Origin of the sequence: Stenotrophomonas sp. P2112 (assembly GCF_041897515.1) — a bacterium.
GTDB lineage: Bacteria > Pseudomonadota > Gammaproteobacteria > Xanthomonadales > Xanthomonadaceae > Stenotrophomonas > Stenotrophomonas sepilia.
In genome coordinates this window covers 193791-216022 of the sequence record NZ_CP169216.1, presented here as the reverse complement: position 1 = coordinate 216022, position 22232 = coordinate 193791, and the positions used below count along the sequence as shown (strand labels likewise).

Below are 22232 nucleotides of genomic sequence, written 5' to 3'. Positions count from 1 at the left end.
TGGCTCAGCGCGCAGCCCACGTGGCCAGCGCTTCAGCGCAGTCCCGCTCATCCTTGAACAACAGCAGGTCGTCGGCTCGGGTGCGGCCTCGGTTCAGCGCCACCACCGGCAACCCTGCCTTCGCGGCCGCCTGCACGAAGCGGAAGCCGGAATAGACCATCAGCGACGAGCCCACCACCAGCACGGCATCAGCCTGTTGCAGGTGGTCATGCACCGCCGCCACCCGTTCACGCGGCACGTTCTCGCCGAAGAACACCACATCCGGCTTCAGCAGGCCGCCGCAGTAAGGGCAATCGGGCACCACGAACGTGGAGAAATCGGTCTCCAGATCGGCATCGCCATCGGGCGCGATACCGGCCTCCAGCGCATCCCAGCCCGGATTGGCGTCCAGCAGCCGCTGCTGGAAATCCTCGCGGCCACTGCGGCGCTCACAGCCCATGCAGCGCACCCGGTCCAGGCGGCCATGCAGGTCGATCACCTTGTGGCTGCCGGCGCGCTGGTGCAGGCCGTCCACGTTCTGGGTCAGCAGCACCTGCAGCTTGCCGTTGTTTTCCAGGGCGGCCAGGGCCTGGTGGGTGCCGTTGGGCCGGGCCAGGCCGAAGCGCGGCCAGCCCAGCAGGCTGCGCGCCCAGTAACGCTGGCGGGTACCCGCTTCGCCCATGAACGCCTGGTAGGTCACCGGCGGCGTGCGCTTCCACTGGCCGTCGGTATCGCGGTAATCGGGGATGCCCGAGGCGGTGCTGCAACCGGCGCCGGTCAGCACGAACAGGCGCTGGGCGCGGTCGATGAAGTCGGTCAGCGGCGAGGTCATGGCTGCCAGATGGGGGCGCCGCAGCGCCCGTGCAAGCGCCGGCTCAGGCGGCCGGCAGCGGCGGCACCGCGATCGGGTGGCCGTCCTCGTCCAGCGCGATCATCACGAAGTGGCCGCGGGTACACAGCTTGCGCTCACCGCTGTGCAGGTCCTCGGCGACCAGTTCGACCTCGACCTTCATCGAGCTGCGCCCGACTTCGACGATGCGGCCGATGGTTTCCACCATCTGGCCGATGCGGATCGGCAGCTTGAAGTCGACCTGGTCGCTGCGCGCGGTCACCACGGTGCGGCGCGAATAGCGGGCGGCGGCCAGGAAGGCGGCCTTGTCCATCCACGCCAATGCCTGGCCACCGAACAGGGTGCCGAGGTGGTTGGTGTGGTTGGGGAAGACGATTTCGGCCATGCGCACTTCAGTGGGCGGCACAGTGTCGGGGATCGGGGTCATGGGGGTGCTTCGGTGTGGGGTCCGTCAATTTTAAGCCAGGCCCCCTGCAGGCGGCGCTACACTGCGCCACGCCCACTGCCAGGACCGCCCATGCCCGCACTTTCCGACCTGCTGGCCTTCGCGCTGGTTTCCCTGGCCATGGTGCTCACGCCCGGGCCGAACATGATCTACGTCATCTCGCGCTCGATCTGCCAAGGGCCGCTCGCCGGGCTGATCTCGCTGGCCGGGGTGGCGCTGGGCTTCGTGTTCTACATGCTGTGCGCGGCGCTGGGCATCACCGCCCTGCTGATGGCCGTGCCGTTCGCCTATGAGGCGCTGCGCATCGGTGGCGCGCTGTACCTGCTCTACCTGGCGTGGCAGGCGCTGAAGCCCGGCGGCCGTTCGCCGTTCGCGGTGCGCGAGCTGCCGCAGGACAGCCCGCGCAGACTGTTCACGATGGGCTTGCTGACCAATCTGCTGAACCCGAAAGTGGCGGTGATGTACCTGTCGCTGCTGCCGCAGTTCCTGCATCCGGACAGCGAAGGCAGTGTGCTGATGCAGTCGATCGTGTTGGGCTGCACCCAGATCCTGGTCAGCGTCAGCGTGAACGGCCTGATCGCGCTGACCGCCGGCAGCATCGCCGGCTTCCTGGCCGCGCGCCCCACCTGGCAGAGGGTGCAGCGCTGGCTGATGGGCACGGTGCTGGCCGGGTTGGCGGTGCGCATGGCGGTGGAAGGGCGGCGCTGATCGTAGAGTCGAGCCATGCTCGACTCTACAAAAGCCAGGCGCGCAACAAAAAACCCCGGCATTGGCCGGGGTCTTTCGTTGCGACAGGCCTGACCGGTTCGATCAGAAGTTCATGTCGAAGGCGACTTCGCCCTGCACGCCGACCTGGTAGGCCGAGACGCGGCGCTCGAAGAAGTTGGTCAGTTCCTGCACGTCCTGCAGTTCCATGAACGGCAGCGGGTTGCGCACGTTGTACTTCTTTTCCATGCCCAGCTTGGCGAAGTGCTGGTCGGCGCAGTGCTGCAGGTACTGGCGCATGTCGCGGGTGGAAATGCCAGCCACGCCACCGGACAGCACGTCCTCGGCGAACTGCACTTCGCATTCGATCGCTTCGGCCAGCATGTCGTAGACCTGCTGCTTCATTTCATCGTCGAACAGGTCCGGCTCTTCCTCACGCACCACGCGCACCGACTCGAACGCGAACTCCATGTGCGCGCTCTCGTCGCGGAACACCCAGTTGGTGCCCGAGGCCAGGCCCGGCAGCAGGCCGCGCGAACGGAAGTAGTACACGTAGGCGAACGCAGCGAAGAAGAACAGGCCTTCGATGCAGGCAGCGAAGCAGATCTGGTTGAGCAGGAACTGGCGGCGCTGTTCGCGGGTCTCGATGCGGGTCAGGTCCTGGATCGAGTCGATCCACTTGAAGCAGAAATCGGCCTTCTTCTTGATCGAGTCGATGTTCTCCACCGCCGAGAACGCCTTGGCGCGCTCTTCCGGGTCCGGCAGGTAGTTGTCGAGCAGGGTCAGGTAGAACTGCACGTGCAGCGCTTCTTCATACAACTGGCGCGACAGGTACATGCGCGCTTCCGGCGCATTGAGGTGCTGGTACAGGTTCAGCACCAGGTTGTTGGACACGATCGAGTCGCCGGTGGCGAAGAACGCGACCAGGCGGTGGATCAGGTGGCGCTCGCCTGGCGACATCTTGCTGTGCAGGTCGGTGATGTCGATCTGGAAGTTGATCTCTTCCACCGTCCAGGTGTTCTTGATCGCATTCCGGTACATGTCATAGAACTGCGGGTAGCGCATCGGGCGCAGGGTCAGTTCAAAACCGGGATCGAGCAGCATCTGCTTGGGCTTGTCGGCCATGGGTGTTTCCTTGAATTCTCGGGTCAAAACGCCGGGCATGGCCCGGCGCTACCGTGGTGTTTCCGTGCTGCAGCCGAGCATGGCTCGGCTCTACAGGTGCGAGGTGTTCGAGTGCCGACCAACGGTCGGCACCCACCGCGCGGCGTGTTACTGGCAGGCCTCGCAGGCTTCCGGGTTTTCCAGCGAGCAGGCGATGGCTTCGTCCGGGCTGAACACCTTGGCCGGTGCGGCGGCACTCACCGTGGTCTTGGCGATCTTGGTGGCCGGGCGCGAACGCAGGTAGTAGGTGGTCTTGATGCCCTGCTTCCAGGCGTACATGTACATGGAGGACATCGCGCCGATGTTCGGGCTTTCCATGAACAGGTTGAGCGAGGCCGACTGGTCGATGAAGGCGCCACGCTCGGCGGCCATGTCGATCAGCGAACGCATCGGCAGTTCCCACGCGGTGCGGTAGACCTCGCGCAGCGTTTCCGGGATCTGCGCCACGCCGGCGATGGAGCCTTCGGCCAGCTTGATGGCATCGCGCATTTCCGGCGTCCACAGCCCCAGCTTCTTCAGCTCGTTGACCAGGTAGCGGTTGACCTGCAGGAAGTCACCGGACAGGGTCTCGCGCTTGAACAGGTTGGACACCTGCGGCTCGACGCACTCGTAGCAGCCGGCGATCGAGGCGATGGTCGCGGTCGGCGCGATCGCGATCATCAGCGAGTTGCGCAGGCCGTGTTCCTTGATGCGCTCACGCAGGGCATCCCAGCGCGCAGTGTCTTCCGGCACCACGTTCCAGGCATCGAACTGCAGTTCGCCGCTGGCGGCACGGGTGTCGTTGAACGACGGGTGCTTGCCGCGTTCCTGGGCCAGCTCGCAGGAGGTTTCCAGCGCGTGGAAGTAGATCGCTTCGGCGATCTTCTTCGACAGCGCGCGGGCTTCGGCGCTGTCGAACGGCAGGCGCTTGCGGAAGAACACATCCTGCAGGCCCATGCAGCCCAGGCCGACCGGACGCCAGCGCAGGTTGGCGCGGCGGGCGGTTTCGATCGGGTAGAAGTTCAGGTCGATGACGCGGTCGAGCTGGCGCACGGCCAGGCGCACGGTCTCGGCCAGCTTCTCGAAGTCGAACTCGTTGTGCTCGTCGAAGTGGTTGCCCAGGTTGATCGAACCCAGGTTGCACACTGCGGTTTCATCGTTGGACGTGACTTCCAGGATTTCGGTGCACAGGTTGGACAGGTGGATCACGTTGCCCGGACGCAGGGTCTGGTTGCTGGCGCGGTTGCACTTGTCCTTGAAGGTCATCCAGCCGTTGCCGGTCTCGGCCAGCGTACGCATCATGCGGGCGTACAGCTTGCGCGCGGAGATGGTGCGGTTGGCCTTGCCCTGGGCTTCGGCCTGCAGATAGGCAGCCTCGAAGGCTTCGCCAAACAGGTCGGTGAACTCCGGCACGACGCGCGGATCGAACAGCGACCATTCCTGGTCGGCCTCGACGCGCTTCATGAACAGGTCCGGCACCCAGTTGGCCAGGTTCAGGTTGTGCGCACGGCGGGCTTCGTCACCGGTGTTGTCACGCAGTTCGAGGAAGTCCTCGATGTCGGCGTGCCAGGTTTCCAGGTACACGCAGGCTGCGCCCTTGCGCTTGCCGCCCTGGTTCACCGCGGCCACGGACGAATCCATGGTCTTCAGCCACGGCACGATGCCGTTGGAGTGGCCGTTGGTCGACTTGATCAGCGAACCGCGCGAACGCACGCGGGTGTAGCTGACGCCGATGCCGCCGGAGAACTTCGACAGCTGGGCGATGTCGCCGTACTTGGCATAGATCGACTCCAGCGAGTCCTGCGGCGAGTCCAGCAGGAAGCACGAGGACAGCTGCTCGTGGGTGGTGCCGGAGTTGAACAGGGTCGGGCTGGACGGCAGGTAGTCCAGATTGCCCATGCGCTTGTACAGCGCCAGGGTCTCGGACACGTCCTCGCTCAGCGCGCTGGCGATGCGCAGGAAGAACTGCTGCGGGGTCTCGATCACCTTGCGGGTGTGCGGATGGCGCAGCAGGTAACGGTCGTACAGGGTACGCAGGCCGAAGTAATCGAAGTTCAGGTCCAGCGCGCCGTCGATGGCGTCGTTGAGCTTGCGTGCATTGGTCTGCACGAAGTTCAGCAGGCGGTCGTTGATCAGGCCGACTTCATGGCCGCGGCTGACCGACTGCGAGAAGGCGTAGATTTCCTGGCCCGAGACTTCCTTGGCGATGTAGTTGGCCAGCAGGCGCGCAGCGAGGCGGCCGTACTCGGGCTCTTCACCGATCAGCAGGGCGGCGGTGCGGATGGACAGTTCGTCCAGCTCGCGGGTGGTGGCGCCGTTGTACAGGCCGGAAATGGTGCGGGTGGCCACGCGCATCGGATCGACGGCGTGCAGGCCTTCGGAGGAACGCTGCACCGCGCGCACGATCTTGTTCAGGTCCACCAGCTCGGTGGTCCCGTTGCGCTTGGTCACACTCATCGCGTTGGCCGTCGGCGGCGACGTCAACAGGAACTCGCTTTCCTTCTCGATGGTGGCGCTGGATTCGGTGCTCACGGCGTATGTCCTCTTGGCGTGATTGGGGGTACTCGATGCATCGGGGTGACGCAGCCCGGGACATGACGGCCCAGGATGGCAGGACGGCGTCGCAGGGGATGAGACCCTGCGCCTGCCACTGCCGTTGACGATCGCGGATGGGTGCTGCTGCCAACCCCCAGACCTGGGGTTGCTGCGACCGACGGCCACAAGATAGTGGGGGTAGTGGGGTCCGTCAACGCCAAATGTAGTGAAATTCGGCAATCCCTTGCGCCGCAAGGATCGTGCCGACGGCGCCCGGATCAGACGCTTCAGACCTGCCGGAACGGGCTGCGCAGTCAAGCCCGAAAGGCGTCACTGCGGTGGCACAACGCACCGCGGAAACGGAACAATGACAGCTTCACATGACAGTGATGAAACTGGCTAGGGACAACCCTGTGGATAGAGCGTGGGCAGCCGGTGGGAATCCGGTGGATGCCGGGATCACCCGCCGGGCAGCGACGCGAGGCTGAACATGTCGGCCGGGCCGGAGGAGCGGCCGCAGGGAAACGCCGTTGCGCCCTATCCCCCGATCATTGCCGGCCAGCGGCCGGCACTACCGGAATCCCAGGGTGGTCGTGCCGGCCGCTGGCCGGCATTGCATTCGCGCGGAACCCCTCACGCCCGGTGCGGGGTGCCCAGGTACTCGGCGCTCTGCATCTCGATCAGGCGCGAGGCGGTGCGCTCGAACGCGCCCTGCAGGCGCTGGCCGGTGTACAGCTCGACCGGCGAGGTGCTGGCGGTGCAGACCAGGTTGACGTGGCGGTCGTACAACTCGTCGATCAGGTTGACGAAGCGGCGCGCGGCATCCTCGTTCAGGCGATCAAAGGCCGGAATGCCGCCCAGCAGTACCGTGTTGAACTCGTGCGCGATCTCGATGTAGTCCGAGGGCCCGCGCGGGCCCTCGCACAGCGCGGCGAAATCGAACCAGGCGATGCTCTTGCCGCGGCCGCGGACCGGAATCTTGCGGCCCTCGATCTCGATGTTGCCGGGCCTGGCCGGTTGGCCGCCGCTCAGTTCGCTCCAGCGCGTGGCCAGCCAGTCGTCGCTGTCTGCGGCCAACGGTGCGCGGTACACCGGCGAGCGGGTCAGCGCGCGCATCCGGTAGTCCTCGGTGCCTTCTGCGTACAGCTCCACGCAGAAGCGCTGCAACAGGCCGATGGCCGGCAGGAAGCTCTCGCGCTGCAGGCCGTTGAGGTACAGGTTCTCAACTGCGGTGTTGGAGGTGGTGACCAGGGTCACGCCCTCGGCGAACAGGCGCTCCAGCAGCCGCGCAAGCAGCATCGCATCACCGATGTCGGTGACGAAGAACTCGTCCAGCACCAGCACGCGCAGGTTGCTGCGCCACTCCTGGGCGATCTTCGCCAGCGGGTCGCTCTGCCCCTGGTGCTCGCGCAGACGCTCGTGGACGCTGCGCATGAAGCGATGGAAATGCGTGCGGTACTTCTGCTTGATCGGCAGCCCGTCGTAGAACAGGTCGACCAGGAAGGTCTTGCCGCGGCCGACGCCGCCCCAGAAGTACAGGCCCTTGACCGGCTCGGGCTTCTTCCAGAACGAGGACAGGCGGTCCAGCCAGCCGTCCTCGGCACTGTCCAGCAGTCCCAGGTGGATGCGGTCCAGCTCGGCCAGCGCTGCATGCTGGGCCGGGTCGTCCTGCCAGTCACCACGGGCGACCCCTTCCGCGTACCGCTGCGACGGGGTCAACTCGGTTGCACTCATGCCGCCGCGCCCAGCCAATGCTTCACGCCGTGGGTCAGCGCGCCGCGCAGGTCGATCAGCTTGCGGTGGAAGAAGTGGCTGGTCTCGGGCATGCGCACCAGCTCATGCGGGAAGTCCAGCGTGTCCAGCCACTGGTAGACGGCCTGCGGGTCGACGATCTCGTCCTGCTCGCCCTGGATCACCAGCCAGCGGGCCGGCGGTGCGATACCGTCGAAATCCCAGCGACCAGCCGGCGGCGCGATCGAGATCAGCGCTTCCGGCTGCAGCGCGGCAGCCGCCTTCAGCGAAACGAACGAACCGAAGCTGAAACCGGCCAGCCATAGGCGGTCGTCCGGGCGCTGGCTGCGTACCCAGGCGGCGACGGCCTTCAGGTCATCCTGCTCGCCCACGCCGCCATCGAAGGTACCGGCCGAAGCGCCGACGCTGCGGAAGTTGAAGCGCACCGTGGCGATGCCCAGCTCGCGCAGGGTGGTGGCGGTCATGGTGACCACCTTGTTGTGCAGGGTGCCGCCTTCGGTGGACAGCGGATGGCAGACAACGGCCACGATCGGCTGCACCGGCACATCGGCCTTGGGCAGGTCGACGACCACTTCCAGCGGGCCGGCCGGGCCATCCAGTTGGAGACAGGCGGTTTCGCCGGGGGCGACGGGGAACGAGGGCTTGTGCATGGCACCATGATACCGTCCCCCGCCCCTGCCCTGTGCCCGCCCCATGCTCTACCTGTCTTTGGCCGTGATCTGCAGCGTGCTGGTCTCGGTGTTGTTGAAGGTGGCCGGACGCCGCCAACTGGATGTTGCGCAGATGGTCACCTGGAACTATCTGGTGGCGGCAACGCTCACCGCGGTGGTGCTGCAGCCGCCGCTGGATGCGCTGCGCGCGCCGCATGCGCCGTGGCTGTCATTGCTGGCGCTGGCGGTGGTGCTGCCCTCGATCTTCCTGGTGCTGGGCCGCGCAGTGGCGGTGGCCGGCATCGTGCGCAGCGATGTGGCGCAGCGCCTGTCGCTGCTGCTGTCACTGGCTGCCGCCTTCCTGTTCTTCGGCCAGAGCGCGACGCCGTGGAAGCTGGTCGGCCTGGCGCTGGGCCTGGTCGCCATGGTGGCGATCAGCCTGCGCCCGCGCGGCCCGGCGGTGGCGTCCTCGCCCGGCGGCTGGGGCTGGCTGCTGGGCGTATGGGGCGGGTTTGCGGTGGTGGACGTGCTGCTCAAGCAGGTGGCGCTGTCGGGCACGCCGTCGATGGCGGCGGTGCTGGCCAGCTTCAGCGTGGCCTTCGTGCTGATGCTGGCCCTGCAGCTGTGGCGGCATGTCAGTGGCCGCAGCCAGCTGGCCTGGCGCAACCTCGGCGCGGGTGCGCTGCTGGGCCTGCTCAATGGCAGCAACATCCTGTTCTATGTGCATGCGCACCAGTCGATGCCGGACAACCCGGCCACCGTGTTCGCCGGCATGAACATCGGCGTGGTGGTGCTGGGTGCACTGGTGGGCGTGTTCGTCTTCGGCGAGGCCACCACGAAGTGGAACCGTGCCGGTTTGGCGCTGGCGGTGCTGGCGATCGGCTTGATCGCCTGGGGGTGAGCATGTGCATCGGGGTCAGATCCCATTCCGTGGGAATGGGATCCGACCCCTGACGCGACCATTGCCCCGGGGTCGGATCCCATTCCCACGGAATGGGCTCCGACCCCGGCGTTGAGGGTTATTTGTCGAAACCCAGCAGCAGCGGGTCGTGGTCGGAGCTGCGCCACGGGCCCTGCACGTTGCGGCCCTGGTAACCGCTGGCGTCCTGCTCGTCGGCGTTGCTGTGCCATTCGGCGGCACCGCGCAGGCGCTTGGCCATGCCCGGGCTGAGCAACGCGTGGTCAAGGCGGCCGGTGTAGCCGTTGTAGACGTAGCTGTAGGGATGCTCGACCTTGACGACCTTGAACGCGTCCTGCCAGCCCAGGTCGTGCAGGGTGCGGATCGGGTCTTCCATCGCGTAGGCGTTGAAATCGCCGAGCAGTACCGCGTCCTTTGTACCGGTACCGGTCGGATCCGTCTGCAGCCAGGCATGCAGCTGCTGCGCCGAGGTCACGCGGGTGGCGTTCCAGCAACCCTGGTTGTCGTTGCGGTCGGCGTCGGCGCCGCTTGCGTCGCGGCAGCCCTTCGACTTGAAGTGATTGGCCACCACCACGAACGGCGCGCCCTGCTTGCCCTGGAAGGCCTGCGCCAGCGGCACGCGGCTGTGCTCGACGAACGGGCCGCCGGTCAACGTGGCCGGCGTGCCGACCGGCTGCAGGCGTGAGCTGCGGTAGATGATGCCGACCCGGATCGGGTTGTCGCCGGGGCCGTTGCCGGCATCGACGAAGCGCCAGTCGCCCTGCGCGCCGCGGTCACGGTTGAGCGCATCGACCAGTTCGGCGATGGCCGACTGCGGTCCGTAGCCGTCGTTCTCCAGCTCCATCAGCGCGGCGACGTCGGCGCCCAGCGCGTTGACCGTGGCGACCAGCTTGGCCACCTGCGCTTTGTGCTCGTCCAGCGTGCGGGCGCCGCGCAGGGTCGGGAAGCCGCCGCCCTGGCCATCACCGTTGAAGAAGTTCTCCAGGTTGAAGGCGGCCACGTGCAGGCTACCCGGCACGGTCGGCACTGCGGGGCGCTTGAGTTCCGGCAGTTTCAGCGCACCCTCGACCTGCAGGCGCGGACGGCCCTGCGCGTCCACGCGCACGATGCCCTCCACATTGCGCAGCTGCATGCCAGTGCGCAGCACCGGGTTGCCCGGCAGGTAGGCCACGCTGGCCGGATCGCGGGCATCGCTGCCATCGTCCAGCACCAGGCGACGACGCTGGTTGTCGGCCATCACCTGCTCATAGCCGGCCGTACCCGGCGCGGCCACTTCGGTCGGCTGCCAGAGGCGGCCATCGAAGGCCACGGTGAGCTGGCCGAAGCGCTCCAGGCCATCGGTGCCGGCCAGGGTGAGCGGTGCGGCGATGCGCACGCGCTGTCCATCCAGCGCGCGCCAGTCGGCTGGCGCGGCGGTCAGCACCACGCTGGCGCTGCTGCGCGCAGCGGGCGGCGTCGCGACCGGCGTGGCCTGCGGCTGGGCCTGGGCGATGGCGCCGGCCGGCAGCAGCAGGGACAGGGCAAGGGCGAGGGAGCAGCGGCGCATCGACGGGCGATTCCTGGGACGAGGGCGCACAGACTAACCCTGAAATGCGAAACCCCGCCTGCGAGCGGGGTTTTGACCTTGGTGGGCAAAGCCTGGGTCGTGCCGGCCGCTGGCCGGCAACCTCATGACCTTCGTGCGATGTGTGGTTGCCGGCCAGCGGCCGGCACTACCGCTTACTTCAGATTGGCCAGCATCCAGTCCACGGTGGCGTGGATCTGTTCTTCCGTCAGGGCCGGGTTGCCGCCCCTGGGGGGCATGATGCCGCCGTCGGGGCCGGTATAGCCCTCGATGGCGTGCTTGTAGAGCGTGTCCTTGCCCTGCGCGATGCGCTTGTCCCAGTGCGAATGGTCCAGCGTCGGTGCCATGCCCACGCCGGTGGTGTGGCAGGCGGTGCACAGGTTGTCGAAGATCACCTTGCCATCCTTGGTGCCGCCGTAGGCCACCTGCGACGCGGCCTTGGCCAGCGCGGCGGCCTTGGCGGCGGCCTGCGCGGCAGCGCCGGTACTGCCGGCATAGACCGCGCCGGTGGGCGAGATGCGCTGTTCGGTGCGTTTGGCCGCGGTCGGCGACACCTCGGGCGGAATCCGGGTGTGGATGTAGGCGGCAAGGAGAATGAGGCCGAGGGTGATGGTCGCCAGCAGCGCGATCACCATGGAGAAGCGTTTCAGGAACTCCAGATCGTAATTCCGCACTCTTCGTTACCCCTGGCTGATAGTCGTTGGACCACGGCTGAGCGACTGCGTGATGGGCCGAGTATAGAACGCACTTTGCGTGCGACAACAGGCGTCACTGCTGATGCGGCGCAGCATGCCGGGGCTGGGGTCAGATCCCTTTTGCGCCGCAAAAGGGATCTGACCCCAGCAACAGAAGCCGGCCAGCGGCCGGCGCTACCGGATTGCCGGGGCGCCGATCGCGCGCAGGCAGAAGCTGCAGATCGCATCCACCAGCGCGTCTTCGTCGCGGTGCGCTTCGCGGCTGGGCGCGGTCGGGCCGACCATCGCTTCGGTGAAGGCACCGACCAGGCACGCGGCGGCCACATGCGCGTCCTGCACCGGCAGCTCGCCGGCCGCTACGCCCTCCTCCACCAGTCGCAGGAACACGTCGCCGAAGGCGCGACGGCCGCGCATGCGCTCGGCTTCCACGTCCGGGTCGACCGGTTCAACGATGAAGGCGTGCGCCAGCCCCGGCCCGGCCAGGGCACGGCGGACGAAGGCGGTGATCGCCAGCCGCAGCCGCTCGCTGGCCGCCTCCGGGCCACTGGCGATGCGCTCCATGATCGCGACCTCGTGGGCGACGGCGGCATTGAGGACTTCCACGAACAGCTCTGCCTTGGACGGGAAGTGGCGATAGATCAGGCCGGTGGACACCCCGGCCTGGGTCGCCACGGCCGTCACCGGAGCATTGCGCCAGCCGCCCGTGGCGACCAGCTCGCGGGTGGCCAGCAGGATCCGTTCACGGGCGCCCGCCAGGCGTTCTTCCATCAATGCAGAGCGTTTATAAGCCATGTTCTGATTCTAGTTTCAATTTTTGAATTCGTATTCACTTCTTACCCGAACCCCGCTACGCTGGGGCCATCGCCCGTGTGGGTGGCGGTCCTGCAGACCGCCCCCCACTCCCCCGCCGGGTGCGTCCATTCCTGCCATCCCGCCGTGGAGCCACCACAATGCACGTGCCATCCCTGAACTTCGATCTTGGCGAAGACATCGACCTGCTGCGCCAGAGCGTGGCCCATTTTGCCGCCGCCGAGGTCGCTCCGCTGGCCGCCGAGGCCGATGCCAGCAACCAGTTCCCGCTGGCGCTGTGGCCGAAGCTGGGCGAACAGGGGCTGCTGGGCCTCACCGTGGAAGAAGCATACGGCGGCACCGGCATGGGTTACCTGGCCCACGTGGTGGCGATGGAAGAGATCTCGCGCGCGTCCGGCGGCATCGGCCTGTCCTATGGCGCGCATTCCAATCTGTGCGTGAACCAGCTGCGCAAGAACGGCAACGAGGAACAGAAGCAGCGCTTCCTGCCCGACCTGTGCAGCGGCGCCAAGGTGGGCGCGCTGGCGATGAGCGAACCGGGCGCCGGTTCGGACGTGGTGTCGATGAAGCTGCGTGCGGACAAGCGCGGCGACCGCTACGTGCTCAACGGCAACAAGATGTGGATCACCAACGGCCCGGATGCCGACGTGCTGGTGGTCTACGCCAAGACCGACATGGAGGCCGGCGCCAAGGGCATCACCGCGTTCCTGGTCGAGAAGGGCATGAAGGGCTTTTCCACCGCGCAGAAGCTGGACAAGCTGGGCATGCGTTCTTCGCCCACCTGCGAGCTGGTGTTCCAGGATTGCGAGATTCCTGAAGAGAACGTGCTGGGCCAGGTTGGCGGTGGCGTGCGCGTGCTGATGTCCGGCCTGGACTACGAGCGCGTGGTGCTGTCCGGTGGCCCGCTGGGCCTGATGGCTGCGGCGATGGACGTGGTGATGCCGTACGTGCACGAGCGCCACCAGTTCGGCGAGCCGATCGGCAGCTTCCAGCTGATCCAGGCCAAGATCGCCGACATGTACGTGGGCCTGGGTGCCTGCCGCGCGTATGTCTATGCCGTGGCACGTGCCTGCGACCAGGGCCGCACCACCCGCCAGGACGCCGCCGGTGCCATCCTGTACGCCGCCGAGAAGGCCACCTGGCTGACCGGTCAGGCGATCCAGATCCTCGGCGGCAACGGCTACATCAACGAATACCCGACCGGCCGCTTGTGGCGCGATGCCAAGCTGTATGAGATCGGCGCCGGCACCTCGGAGATCCGCCGCATGCTGATCGGCCGCGAACTGTTCCAGCGCACCCTGTAAGGCCACTGCGATGACCGTATTGAGCACCCAGCTGCAACCGGGCAGCGAAACGTTTGAAAGCAACCGCGCGGCCATGCAGGCCGTGGTCGACGACCTGCATGCCACCCTCGCCCGCACCGCGCTGGGTGGCAGCGAAGCCGCACGCGCCAAGCACACCGCGCGCGGCAAGCTGCTGGTGCGTGACCGCATCGACGCGCTGCTCGACCCCGGCAGCGCCTTCCTGGAAATCGCGCCGCTGGCCGCGCACGGCATGTACGAAGACGCCGTGCCGGCCGCTGGCGTAGTGGCCGGCATCGGCCGCGTCAGTGGCGTGGAATGCGTGATCGTGGCCAACGATGCCACGGTCAAGGGCGGCACCTACTACCCGATGACGGTGAAGAAGCACCTGCGCGCGCAGGAGATCGCCGAGCAGAACCACCTGCCGTGCATCTACCTGGTCGATTCCGGTGGTGCGTTCCTGCCACTGCAGGACGAAGTCTTTCCCGACCGTGACCATTTCGGCCGCATCTTCTACAACCAGGCCAATCTGTCGGCGCAGGGCATTCCGCAGATCGCCTGCGTGATGGGCAGCTGCACCGCTGGTGGTGCCTATGTGCCAGCGATGAGCGACGAGACGGTGATCGTGCGCGAGCAGGGCACGATCTTCCTCGGCGGCCCGCCGCTGGTGAAGGCGGCCACAGGCGAAGTGGTGACGGCCGAGGAACTGGGTGGTGCCGATGTGCACACGCGCATCTCCGGCGTGGCTGACCACATGGCCGACAACGACCTGCAGGCACTGGCACGGGTGCGCGCGATCATCGCCCAGCTCAACTGGCGCAAGCCGGAACCGGCCATGGCGGTGCAGGCGCCCGAGGAACCGCTGCTGCCGGCACACGAACTGTACGGGGTGATCCCGGCCGATACGCGCAAGCCCTACGACGTACGCGAAGTGATCGCGCGGCTGGTCGATGGCTCACGCTTCGACGAATTCAAGCCGCGCTACGGCGCAACGCTGGTCACCGGCTTCGCCCATCTGAACGGCTACCCGATCGGCATCATCGCCAACAACGGCATCCTGTTCTCCGAGTCGGCACTGAAGGGCGCGCACTTCATCGAGCTATGCACCCAGCGCAACATCCCGCTGGTGTTCCTGCAGAACATCACCGGCTTCATGGTGGGTCGCAAGTACGAACAGGGTGGTATCGCCAAGGACGGGGCCAAGCTGGTGATGGCGGTGGCCTGCGCCAGGGTACCCAAGTTCACCGTGGTGATCGGTGGCTCGTTCGGTGCCGGCAACTACGGCATGTGCGGCCGCGCCTATTCGCCGAACTTCCTGTGGATGTGGCCGAACGCGCGCATCGGCGTGATGGGTGGCGAACAGGCCGCCAGCGTGCTGGCCACGGTCAAGCGCGATGGCATCGAGGCCAAGGGCGGCCAGTGGCCGGCAGCGGAGGAAGACGCGTTCAAGGCACCGATCCGCGACCAGTTCGAGCAGCAGGGCCACCCGTACTACGCCAGCGCACGCCTGTGGGACGACGGCGTGATCGATCCGGCCGACACCCGCCGGGTGCTGGCGCTGGCGCTGTCGGCCAGCCTCAATGCCGCCCCGCAGCAGACGCGCTTCGGCGTGTTCCGCATGTAACCCGTGCCATGACCGAGCCTGTTGCCATGTTCACCAAAGTCCTGATCGCCAACCGCGGCGAAATCGCCTGCCGCGTCATCGCCACCTGCCGCCGCCTCGGCATCGCCACCGTGGCGGTGTATTCCGATGCCGACCGCAACGCACGCCACGTACGCCTGGCCGACGAGGCCATCCACATCGGCCCGGCCGCCGCGCGTGAGAGCTACCTGCGCGGCGACGCCCTGCTCGACGCCGCACGCCTGACCGGCGCGCAGGCGATCCACCCCGGTTACGGCTTCCTGTCCGAGAATGCCGACTTCGCCGATGCCTGCGCCGCCGCCGGCGTCACCTTCATCGGGCCGCCGGCCAGCGCGATCCGCGCGATGGGTGACAAGAGCGCGGCCAAGGCGTTGATGGCCAAGGCCGGTGTGCCACTGACGCCGGGCTACCACGGCGACCAGCAGGAGCCGACGTTCCTGCGCGCGCAGGCCGATGCCATCGGCTACCCGGTACTGATCAAGGCCAGCGCCGGTGGCGGTGGCAAGGGCATGCGCAAGGTCGAACGCAGCGAGGACTTCGTCGATGCACTGGCCAGCTGCCAGCGCGAGGCCGCCTCGGCATTCGGCAACGACCATGTGCTGGTCGAGAAGTACGTCGAGCGCCCGCGCCATATCGAGATCCAGGTGTTCGGCGACAGCCACGGTGATGCGGTCTACCTGTTCGAGCGCGATTGCTCGGTGCAGCGCCGCCACCAGAAGGTGCTGGAAGAAGCGCCCGCCCCGGGCATGAGCCCCGAACGTCGTGCGGCGATGGGCAAGGCCGCGGTCGATGCCGCGCGCGCGGTGGGCTACGTCGGCGCCGGAACGGTGGAGTTCATCGCCGGCCCGGACGGCGATTTCTACTTCATGGAGATGAACACCCGCCTGCAGGTCGAGCACCCGGTGACCGAGTACATCACCGGCACCGACCTGGTGGAGTGGCAGCTGCGCGTAGCCTCGGGCCAGCCACTGCCGCTGCGCCAGGAGCAGCTGGCGATCCACGGCCACGCCATCGAGGCGCGGCTGTATGCCGAAGACGCCGACCGTGGTTTCCTGCCGTCCACCGGCCTCCTGCGCCGCCTGCGCCTGCCGGCGCCGTCGACTCATGTGCGCGTGGATACCGGTGTCGAGGAAGGCGACAGCATCACGCCGTACTACGATCCCATGATTGCCAAGCTGATCGTCTGGGACGTGGACCGCGACGCCGCACTGCGCCGCATGAGCCAGGCCCTGGCCGACTGCCAGGTGGTGGGCGTGACCACCAATGCCGGTTTCCTGCGCCGCCTGGTGAACACCGATTCGTTTACCCATGCCAAGCTGGATACCGCGCTGATCGAGCGCGAGCAGGCCGCATTGGGCCGGGTGGGTGACAGCGATGATGCGCTGTGGCTGCTGGCGGCGGTGGCCGCCGTGGCCACTACTGCAGGTGCAGCCAGCGACGCGCGCGACCCGCATTCGCCGTGGCAGGCGCAGGATGGCTGGCGCCTTGGCGCGCCCGCGCCGCGCGTGCTTCCGCTGCAGCAGGGTGAACGCCGGCACACGCTGAAGGTGTGGGCGCAGACCGATGGCTGGCGCGTGCAGTGCGATGACGCGGCACCCGTGCAGGTGATCGGCACCGCCGATGTGCGGGGGCTGGCGGTGCAGCTGGGCGGGCGCCGCTGGACACTGCAGCTGCTGCGCGACGGTGACCAGCTGTACCTGTTCGGCACCGACGGCCAGCACCGTTTCACCCTGCATGATCCGGTGAGCGAATCGGACCACGCCGTGGCCGATGCCGGCAGCCTGCTGGCACCGATGCCCGGGAAGATCGTGGCCACGCTGGTCGCCGCCGGTACCGAGGTCAAGCGCGGCACGCCGCTGGTGGTGCTGGAAGCGATGAAGATGGAGCACACCCTGCAGGCGCCGGCCGACGGCACGGTGAAGGGCTACCGCGCCAAGGCCGGTGACCAGGTCAACGACGGCGCGGTGCTGGTGGACTTCGAAGCGGCGTGAACGCCAGGGCGACGGTCGCTCAGCGGTCGTCGCCCGCCGTCACCCGACCAGCGGGATCGAATTCTGCCGTGTCCAGTGTGGCACTGCGCCAGCCCAGGCCGCAGATGGCCATCGCGCTCTGGCCGATGCCATCGAAGCCGAAGGCACGATCGACATCGGCATCGTTGATGGCTGCGGTGACGAAGGCGGCCAGGCCGCGCTCGGTCGCGCACAGGTACAGCAGCTGCGAGATGTGGCCGACATCCAGCGTCACCGCACGATGCGCCTTGGCGTGGTTGCGGTACTTCCAGAAGCAGCGGTCATAGCGCGGCGCCAGCACCAGCAGCGCCGGCGCATCCGCGAACCACGCCTGCCCGGACAGCATCCGCCGCGCCAGCGCCGGCAGTGCCTGCGACGGTGGCGAGGGCAGCGGCAGCACGGCGTGCTGCACCGGGTGGTAGTGATACAGGCCCGGTGCCAGTCCTTCCACGTTCTGCACCAGCAGGAAGCCTTCGGTAGGATGCAGGCCGCCACCGGAAGGCACGTTCTTCTTCAGGAACTCGGTGTCGCGCTCGACCTTCTGCACCGCGTGCGCCATCAGCGTGCGCTGCAGCACCTGGGCCAGCAATGGCAGCGGCAGCGCGCGCTGCGGGTCGAAATTGCGGCAGGTGGTGCGGCGCGCCAGCAGTGCATCGAACGCGGCCTCTTCGCTGCGCGGCAGCGGCTGGTAGTCGCCCTGCATGGGCTGCACCACCGGCGGTGGCGGCCCGAGGCGCTGGCGCAGGCCGGCAGCGGTGTCCAACCCCTGCCGACGCATGTCCTCCACGCTGTCCACGGCCTGCCAGCGCGCATGGCGATGGGCCAGCGCGGCCAGCGGCCACCACTGGCTGCGCCGCAGTGCCTCGTCGCGCAACTGATGCCCCACCTCGCTCGGCGGGTCGGTCAGCAGCAGGCCCTGCTCGACCAGGCGGGCCAGCATCGCCGGGGAGGCATCGGCGGGCGGTTCGCTCCAGCGGTGCGCGCTGAGCTCGCCCAGCAGCTGGCGCTCCTCGGCGTCCACCGGCAGTGGCTGGTCCAGATGCGCGGCCAGCGCCACCCAGCTGATCTGGCTGTCCATCTCGGCGTGGCCGGCCAGCATCGCGCGCAGGTCCAGGGTGACCGCCTCGCGGGGCTCGAACATCAGGCTGGCGCAGCGGCGCAGGCGCATAAGTTTCCTTCCTTCTGCCGCACAACCGGCATAGCAGCAACGACCGCGGCGCGGCCAACTTTAGCGATGTGCGCAGCGCGGCCCTCAATGGCAGGCTGTCGCGGCCGATACGAGAAACTCCACCTACGGACGATCCCCATGAGCACCCATCCCCGCCTTTCCGCCGCAGACGCCAGCACCCTGCTGGACCACCTGATCGGCAGCGACGACTTCCGCCGCCACTTCACCGCGTCGCCGGCCAAGGCCCTGGCCTCGATCGGGCTGGACGGTGCCGTTGGCGAGAACGACTGCATGAAGATCGGCACCCTGGCCTCGGTCGAGGAGCTGAGCCAAGTGCGTGACGGGCTGCAGGCCCACCTGTCCGGGTCGGTGGCGGCCATGACCGTGGTGTTCTGCTTCGAAGCCGGCAAGGTCGGCGAGCGCATCGACGGCTGACCCGCCATCAGGGCGCGCCGGCCGTGGCCGGCGTAGCCCACGTGGAGACGTCATACACGTTCAGCGGTTGCCACACCTGCAGGGCGGTGACCTCGGCAATGGCCTGGCCGCGATGCTGGGCCAGCCAGGCCTGCTGGCGGCGCACGGCGGCTTCATCGCCCTGCGCACGCAGCGCGAGCAGCAGCACGACGCGCGCCTGCACCGGCTCGCTGCCATCCAGCATCGGCTCGATCAGGGCGCGGGCAGCCTCGGGGCGCTGCATCTGCAGCTCATCCATGGCGCTGACGATGCGTAGCCAGCGGTCCGCGACCGGACTGCGCAGGCTGCGCAGCAGGGGCCGCTGCTCGTCCAGCCAACGCCTGGCCAGTTCGAACTGGCCCTGCCGCTGCGCCAGGTGGACCAGTGCCAGCCACTGCAGGCCACGGGCATGCAGCATGGGATCATCACGCTCCTGCAGCGTCGGCTGCAGCAGCGCCGCAATGGCCTGCAGCCCGGCACGGTCAGCGCCCGGGCACAACGCCGCCACGCTGGCATGCTGCAGGCGCTGCTGCACCTGAAGATCGACCAGCGTCGGCGCCGCTGCATCTTCGCGTATCGCCCGCTGCATCGCCGGGCAGTCGCGCTGCGCGGCCGCCAGCAGCAGCTGCGCACGCAGCTTCATCCGCTGCTGCAGGGCATCGCTGGCATGGATCTGCGGCAACAGCTTCGCTGCCTTGGCGTACTGCCCCTGCGCCACCAGCACATCCACGCCGGTCTCATCGGCGTCATCACGGCCGCGCAGGATCTGCGCCTGTGCCAGTGTTTCGGCAGCGAGCTGCGGTTGGTTGGCAGCGATCTGTATCCGCACCAGGTGGACCAGGGGATACAGCCGCAGCGGATCCTGCGGCACTGCGGCGGCACGCGCATAGGGCTCGGCCTCGCTGAACTGGTTGGCCTGCAGCAGGTACCAGGACGTGTTGGACAGCCCCGCGAACGAATCCGGATAGACCTTGGCCAGCGTGCGCCATTGCTCCAGCGCCCAGCCACCCGGCTCCAGCTCGGCCATCCAGGCCTTCAGGTACAGCCGCTCGCGTGGCGGCAGCCGATCCTGCAGGTCCAGCGCATGCTGCATGGCTTCGCGTGCACGCCGCCCTTCCTCGACGCGCGCATGCAGTTTGGCCACGCCCATGTAGGCCAGGGCGAAACCGGGATCGATATCGATCGCCGCCTGGTAAAGGTTGCGCGCCTCCTCAAAGCGACGCTGGCCCAGTGCACTCTCCGCCAGCGCGAATGCACGCAGTGCGCGCAGGTCCTGGGTCGATGCCCGCGGCAGCGGCAACGACTGTTCCAGGCTCGCCACCGATTCGCCCAGTCCGCGCCGCAGGCGCCCGACCACATCGTCCACCGCGAACACCATCTGATCGGATCGATCCGCGGTGGCGGTGAACGTCTGGATCACCTGGCCGCTGCCCGGTGCTGCGACGTCGATGGCCAGCTCGTAGCCACCGATCTTCTGCCGCACGGTCGGCAACAGCACGGCGCGCGCGCCTTCCCGCACCGCCACGTTGGCCGCGGTATCGCGGCTGAGCCGGGTATCGCCGGAGAGCCGCGCCATTTCCAGGCTTTCGCGGATCTTGCCCTCCGACAGCACGTTCACGTAGCGCGACTGCTCCAGCGCGATCCGGATCGCATGCCGCATCGAGTCGTCGAAGATCGGGTCGCCGGTGAGGTTGTCGACATCGCCGAGCACCACCCAGTCGCGCTCGGCGAACGCAATCGCCGGTTCCGGCCGCAGCAGCAGCCAGCCGCCCAGCACCGCCACCGCCAGCACCAGGCCTTCGGCGGCCAGCACCAGCGGCTGCCGCCACAACGGCATGTCGCGGCGGGCCTTGGCATTGGCACGCGGCATGCGCAGCGGTGCGGAGCCGATCTCGCCCACTTCGATCACTTCCTGTACCACCGCCACGCCCTTGAAGCGCCAGCGCCCGTGCGACTTCCACAACAGGCGCGTGCCGCGCTCGCCCAACGCATCGGTGGCACGGCGGGTCAGCGATTCGGCTACCGCCGACAACAGGATCTGGCCGGGCCGCGCCAGCATCATCAGGCGCGCCGCCATCGGCTTGGCCAAGCCTTCCACTTCCATCGACTTGGCGCCGGCGCGGACCGCCTCTGCACTGTTTTCCCAGGTCAGCACGTCACCCACATGCAGGCCGGCACGCGCGCGCAGTTCAATCGCACGCTGCTGGCCCAGCGCATGTAGTTCGCGCTGGTAGTCCAGGGCGAAGCCCAGGGCATCGATGGCGCGCTCGAACAGCATGAACAGGCCGTCCGAACGATCGATCAGCTGGCCATTCCAGCGGTGCTGCAGCACCAGCACCAGGCGGTCGTGTTCCTGGAACAGGCTCGCCGCCGCCACGTCGCCGATCCGCTCGACCAGCTGCAGCGAATCACACAGATCAGTGAACAGCAGGGCGCGTAGCTGTGGGCTATGCGGGGCTGACGTTCCGTTGTCGCCATTCATCGCCTGCATCTCCCTATTGGCCGTCCGGATCATCCACCCAGCGCAGGCAGTTGCCGCCATCACGCTTGGCCCGGTACAGCGCCCGATCGGCGCTGGCATACCACTCGCTCCAGTCCGCGTCGGCATCCAGCAGGCTGGCTCCGATGCTGACCAGGCTTACATGCGGCGTGCCATGGCTGCGCTCGAGCAGGCCGTGCACCGCGCTGAGGATGAACTCGGCAGCGTGCTGCACGATCTCGCGGTTGCCACGGCGCAGCATCAGGCAGAACTCATCACCGCCAAGCCGGCAGGCCAGGTCCTGTTCGCCAGCCATCGAGCGCAGGATGTTGCCCATGCTCTGCAGCACGCGGTCGCCGGCCTGGTGGCCGTGGCGGTCGTTGATCTGCTTGAAACGGTCGCAATCGATCAGCAGCAGCGCCTGCGGCGGCCCCTCGGCACGCTCGCGGCACTCCTGCAGGTACAGGGTGAGGCCACGGCGGTTGTGCAGACCGGTCAGTTCATCGGTACGCACCAGCTCGCGGGTGTGGGTCAGCTGGTGGGTGGTGATGTAGAGGTTGTCCAGCGCGGTTTCCAGATCGTGGTTGCGCCGGCGCAACTGGCTGATCAGGGCCTGTTCGTTGGCCAGCACGCGCATGATCGTGCGGCGCAGGAAGTAGGCCACCAGGCCCGGATCGGATTCGACCAGCCGGTGGAAATCAGCCGGCCCCAGTTCCAGCACATCGCAGTCGACCAGCGCGCGCGCGCTGGCGCTGCGCAGGTGGTCGCCGACCAGCAGGCCCAGTTCTCCGAAGAACTCATGCTGCCCGAGTGTCTTGATCACCAGGTCCTCGCCGAAGTCCAGTTCGATCTGGCCTTCGAGGATCACATACATGCGCTCGCCGCGGTGGCCACGCTGGAACAGCCACTGTCCGGCACGGAGCTTGCATGCGCGGGCGAATCTGGCAAACAATGCCACCTCGGCATCTGACAACAGCGCGTGCACGATCTCGGCCATCGCCACCCGGGCGATACCTGTCGTCACATCACTGTTCTCGGCCGCACCCCTGCCGGTCATTCCCTGCACCCGCCGCCAGCGTCCCCTGGTGAGCCGCGGAGCATAGCACCGCTTTAAAGTGTGCGCCCTATCTCAT

Annotated in this window: 18 protein-coding genes; 6 read left to right on the top strand and 12 right to left on the bottom strand. The window is 67.6% G+C overall.

Translation table 11 applies throughout. From position 1 onward, the window contains the following. Positions 1-4: 4 nt before the first annotated feature. A complete protein-coding gene (locus ACEPA4_RS00950) occupies positions 5-811 on the bottom strand; it encodes an NAD-dependent protein deacetylase (RefSeq protein WP_188239508.1) in 807 nt (268 codons plus the stop codon). Between the two features lie 43 nt (positions 812-854). Then, on the bottom strand, positions 855-1256 hold the full coding sequence (locus tag ACEPA4_RS00945) for an acyl-CoA thioesterase (protein WP_138953304.1): 402 nt from the start codon (positions 1254-1256) through the stop codon (positions 855-857). 90 nt (positions 1257-1346) lie between these two features. Between ACEPA4_RS00945 and ACEPA4_RS00940 the strand changes: the two genes are divergently transcribed. Then, entirely contained in the window at positions 1347-1982 is a 636-nt protein-coding gene (locus ACEPA4_RS00940) for a LysE family translocator (protein ID WP_005420681.1), read from the top strand. 102 nt (positions 1983-2084) lie between these two features. Here ACEPA4_RS00940 and ACEPA4_RS00935 read toward each other — a convergent pair whose 3' ends face one another. The 4 genes from ACEPA4_RS00935 to ACEPA4_RS00920 all read right to left on the bottom strand — a co-directional run bounded on the left by ACEPA4_RS00935 (position 2085) and on the right by ACEPA4_RS00920 (position 8059). Then, positions 2085-3104, bottom strand: coding sequence for a ribonucleotide-diphosphate reductase subunit beta (locus ACEPA4_RS00935; RefSeq protein ID WP_005420683.1), 1020 nt, complete (start codon positions 3102-3104; stop codon positions 2085-2087). 147 nt (positions 3105-3251) lie between these two features. Further along, positions 3252-5654: a ribonucleoside-diphosphate reductase subunit alpha gene (locus ACEPA4_RS00930; protein WP_053499270.1), complete on the bottom strand. Its 2403-nt coding sequence runs from the start codon at positions 5652-5654 to the stop codon at positions 3252-3254. Between the two features lie 636 nt (positions 5655-6290). After that, entirely contained in the window at positions 6291-7391 is a 1101-nt protein-coding gene (gene zapE / locus ACEPA4_RS00925; protein WP_065178408.1) for a cell division protein ZapE, read from the bottom strand. Further along, the gene (locus tag ACEPA4_RS00920; protein WP_374082925.1) at positions 7388-8059 is read right to left on the bottom strand and encodes an alpha/beta hydrolase; all 672 of its coding nucleotides are present in this window, start codon (positions 8057-8059) and stop codon (positions 7388-7390) included. Before ACEPA4_RS00920 ends, zapE begins: the two co-directional genes overlap by 4 nt. A 43-nt stretch (positions 8060-8102) precedes the next feature. Here ACEPA4_RS00920 and ACEPA4_RS00915 point away from each other — a divergent pair, with 43 nt between their 5' ends. Continuing rightward, positions 8103-8960 carry an EamA family transporter gene (locus tag ACEPA4_RS00915; RefSeq protein ID WP_065178406.1) on the top strand — a complete coding sequence of 286 codons (858 nt, stop codon included), beginning with the start codon at positions 8103-8105 and terminating at the stop codon, positions 8958-8960. Positions 8961-9078: 118 nt separating this feature from the next. Here the strand turns inward: ACEPA4_RS00915 and ACEPA4_RS00910 are convergent, their stop codons facing one another. From ACEPA4_RS00910 to ACEPA4_RS00900, 3 genes are all read right to left on the bottom strand, one after another. After that, positions 9079-10524, bottom strand: coding sequence for an ExeM/NucH family extracellular endonuclease (locus ACEPA4_RS00910; RefSeq protein ID WP_065178405.1), 1446 nt, complete (start codon positions 10522-10524; stop codon positions 9079-9081). 173 nt (positions 10525-10697) lie between these two features. Beyond that, the gene (locus ACEPA4_RS00905) at positions 10698-11216 is read right to left on the bottom strand and encodes a cytochrome c5 family protein (protein ID WP_065178404.1); all 519 of its coding nucleotides are present in this window, start codon (positions 11214-11216) and stop codon (positions 10698-10700) included. Positions 11217-11411: 195 nt separating this feature from the next. Beyond that, entirely contained in the window at positions 11412-12029 is a 618-nt protein-coding gene (locus ACEPA4_RS00900; RefSeq protein WP_005420712.1) for a TetR/AcrR family transcriptional regulator, read from the bottom strand. A 158-nt stretch (positions 12030-12187) separates the two neighbouring features. Here ACEPA4_RS00900 and ACEPA4_RS00895 point away from each other — a divergent pair, with 158 nt between their 5' ends. Genes ACEPA4_RS00895 through ACEPA4_RS00885 form a run of 3 tightly spaced genes read left to right on the top strand, consistent with a single transcriptional unit; the run spans position 12188 to position 16981 of the window. Beyond that, complete coding sequence (locus ACEPA4_RS00895; protein ID WP_053499282.1) at positions 12188-13351, top strand: isovaleryl-CoA dehydrogenase; 1164 nt, start codon at positions 12188-12190, stop codon at positions 13349-13351. A gap of 10 nt (positions 13352-13361) precedes the next feature. Beyond that, on the top strand, positions 13362-14972 hold the full coding sequence (locus ACEPA4_RS00890) for a carboxyl transferase domain-containing protein (RefSeq protein ID WP_111174940.1): 1611 nt from the start codon (positions 13362-13364) through the stop codon (positions 14970-14972). A 26-nt stretch (positions 14973-14998) separates the two neighbouring features. Continuing rightward, positions 14999-16981, top strand: coding sequence for an acetyl/propionyl/methylcrotonyl-CoA carboxylase subunit alpha (locus ACEPA4_RS00885; RefSeq protein WP_262090538.1), 1983 nt, complete (start codon positions 14999-15001; stop codon positions 16979-16981). A gap of 19 nt (positions 16982-17000) precedes the next feature. On the opposite strand, the gene ACEPA4_RS00880 is transcribed toward ACEPA4_RS00885, so the two are convergent. After that, positions 17001-18167, bottom strand: coding sequence for a putative peptide maturation dehydrogenase (locus ACEPA4_RS00880; protein WP_065178401.1), 1167 nt, complete (start codon positions 18165-18167; stop codon positions 17001-17003). 138 nt (positions 18168-18305) lie between these two features. On the opposite strand from ACEPA4_RS00880, the gene ACEPA4_RS00875 reads away from it, so the two are divergent. Next, positions 18306-18602 carry an NHLP-related RiPP peptide gene (locus ACEPA4_RS00875; RefSeq protein ID WP_065178400.1) on the top strand — a complete coding sequence of 99 codons (297 nt, stop codon included), beginning with the start codon at positions 18306-18308 and terminating at the stop codon, positions 18600-18602. Between the two features lie 7 nt (positions 18603-18609). Here the strand turns inward: ACEPA4_RS00875 and ACEPA4_RS00870 are convergent, their stop codons facing one another. Beyond that, entirely contained in the window at positions 18610-21102 is a 2493-nt protein-coding gene (locus tag ACEPA4_RS00870; RefSeq protein ID WP_235646194.1) for a putative peptide modification system cyclase, read from the bottom strand. Positions 21103-21115: 13 nt separating this feature from the next. Further along, complete coding sequence (locus tag ACEPA4_RS00865) at positions 21116-22156, bottom strand: diguanylate cyclase (RefSeq protein WP_032954692.1); 1041 nt, start codon at positions 22154-22156, stop codon at positions 21116-21118. Between the last annotated feature and the right edge of the window lie 76 nt (positions 22157-22232).

What these genes read in the sequence shown, in the direction of transcription:
- ACEPA4_RS00890 (WP_111174940.1), top strand. Translation starts at nt 13,362, where the DNA reads ATGACCGTATTGAGCACCCAGCTGCAACCGGGCAGCGAAACGTTTGAA.
- ACEPA4_RS00920 (WP_374082925.1), bottom strand. Translation starts at nt 8,059, where the DNA reads ATGCACAAGCCCTCGTTCCCCGTCGCCCCCGGCGAAACCGCCTGTCTC.
- ACEPA4_RS00945 (WP_138953304.1), bottom strand. Translation starts at nt 1,256, where the DNA reads ATGACCCCGATCCCCGACACTGTGCCGCCCACTGAAGTGCGCATGGCC.
- ACEPA4_RS00880 (WP_065178401.1), bottom strand. Translation starts at nt 18,167, where the DNA reads ATGCGCCTGCGCCGCTGCGCCAGCCTGATGTTCGAGCCCCGCGAGGCG.
- ACEPA4_RS00935 (WP_005420683.1), bottom strand. Translation starts at nt 3,104, where the DNA reads ATGGCCGACAAGCCCAAGCAGATGCTGCTCGATCCCGGTTTTGAACTG.
- ACEPA4_RS00895 (WP_053499282.1), top strand. Translation starts at nt 12,188, where the DNA reads ATGCACGTGCCATCCCTGAACTTCGATCTTGGCGAAGACATCGACCTG.
- ACEPA4_RS00865 (WP_032954692.1), bottom strand. Translation starts at nt 22,156, where the DNA reads ATGACCGGCAGGGGTGCGGCCGAGAACAGTGATGTGACGACAGGTATC.
- ACEPA4_RS00940 (WP_005420681.1), top strand. Translation starts at nt 1,347, where the DNA reads ATGCCCGCACTTTCCGACCTGCTGGCCTTCGCGCTGGTTTCCCTGGCC.
- ACEPA4_RS00915 (WP_065178406.1), top strand. Translation starts at nt 8,103, where the DNA reads ATGCTCTACCTGTCTTTGGCCGTGATCTGCAGCGTGCTGGTCTCGGTG.
- ACEPA4_RS00870 (WP_235646194.1), bottom strand. Translation starts at nt 21,102, where the DNA reads ATGAATGGCGACAACGGAACGTCAGCCCCGCATAGCCCACAGCTACGC.
- ACEPA4_RS00900 (WP_005420712.1), bottom strand. Translation starts at nt 12,029, where the DNA reads ATGGCTTATAAACGCTCTGCATTGATGGAAGAACGCCTGGCGGGCGCC.
- ACEPA4_RS00950 (WP_188239508.1), bottom strand. Translation starts at nt 811, where the DNA reads ATGACCTCGCCGCTGACCGACTTCATCGACCGCGCCCAGCGCCTGTTC.
- ACEPA4_RS00885 (WP_262090538.1), top strand. Translation starts at nt 14,999, where the DNA reads ATGTTCACCAAAGTCCTGATCGCCAACCGCGGCGAAATCGCCTGCCGC.
- ACEPA4_RS00875 (WP_065178400.1), top strand. Translation starts at nt 18,306, where the DNA reads ATGAGCACCCATCCCCGCCTTTCCGCCGCAGACGCCAGCACCCTGCTG.
- ACEPA4_RS00910 (WP_065178405.1), bottom strand. Translation starts at nt 10,524, where the DNA reads ATGCGCCGCTGCTCCCTCGCCCTTGCCCTGTCCCTGCTGCTGCCGGCC.
- zapE (WP_065178408.1), bottom strand. Translation starts at nt 7,391, where the DNA reads ATGAGTGCAACCGAGTTGACCCCGTCGCAGCGGTACGCGGAAGGGGTC.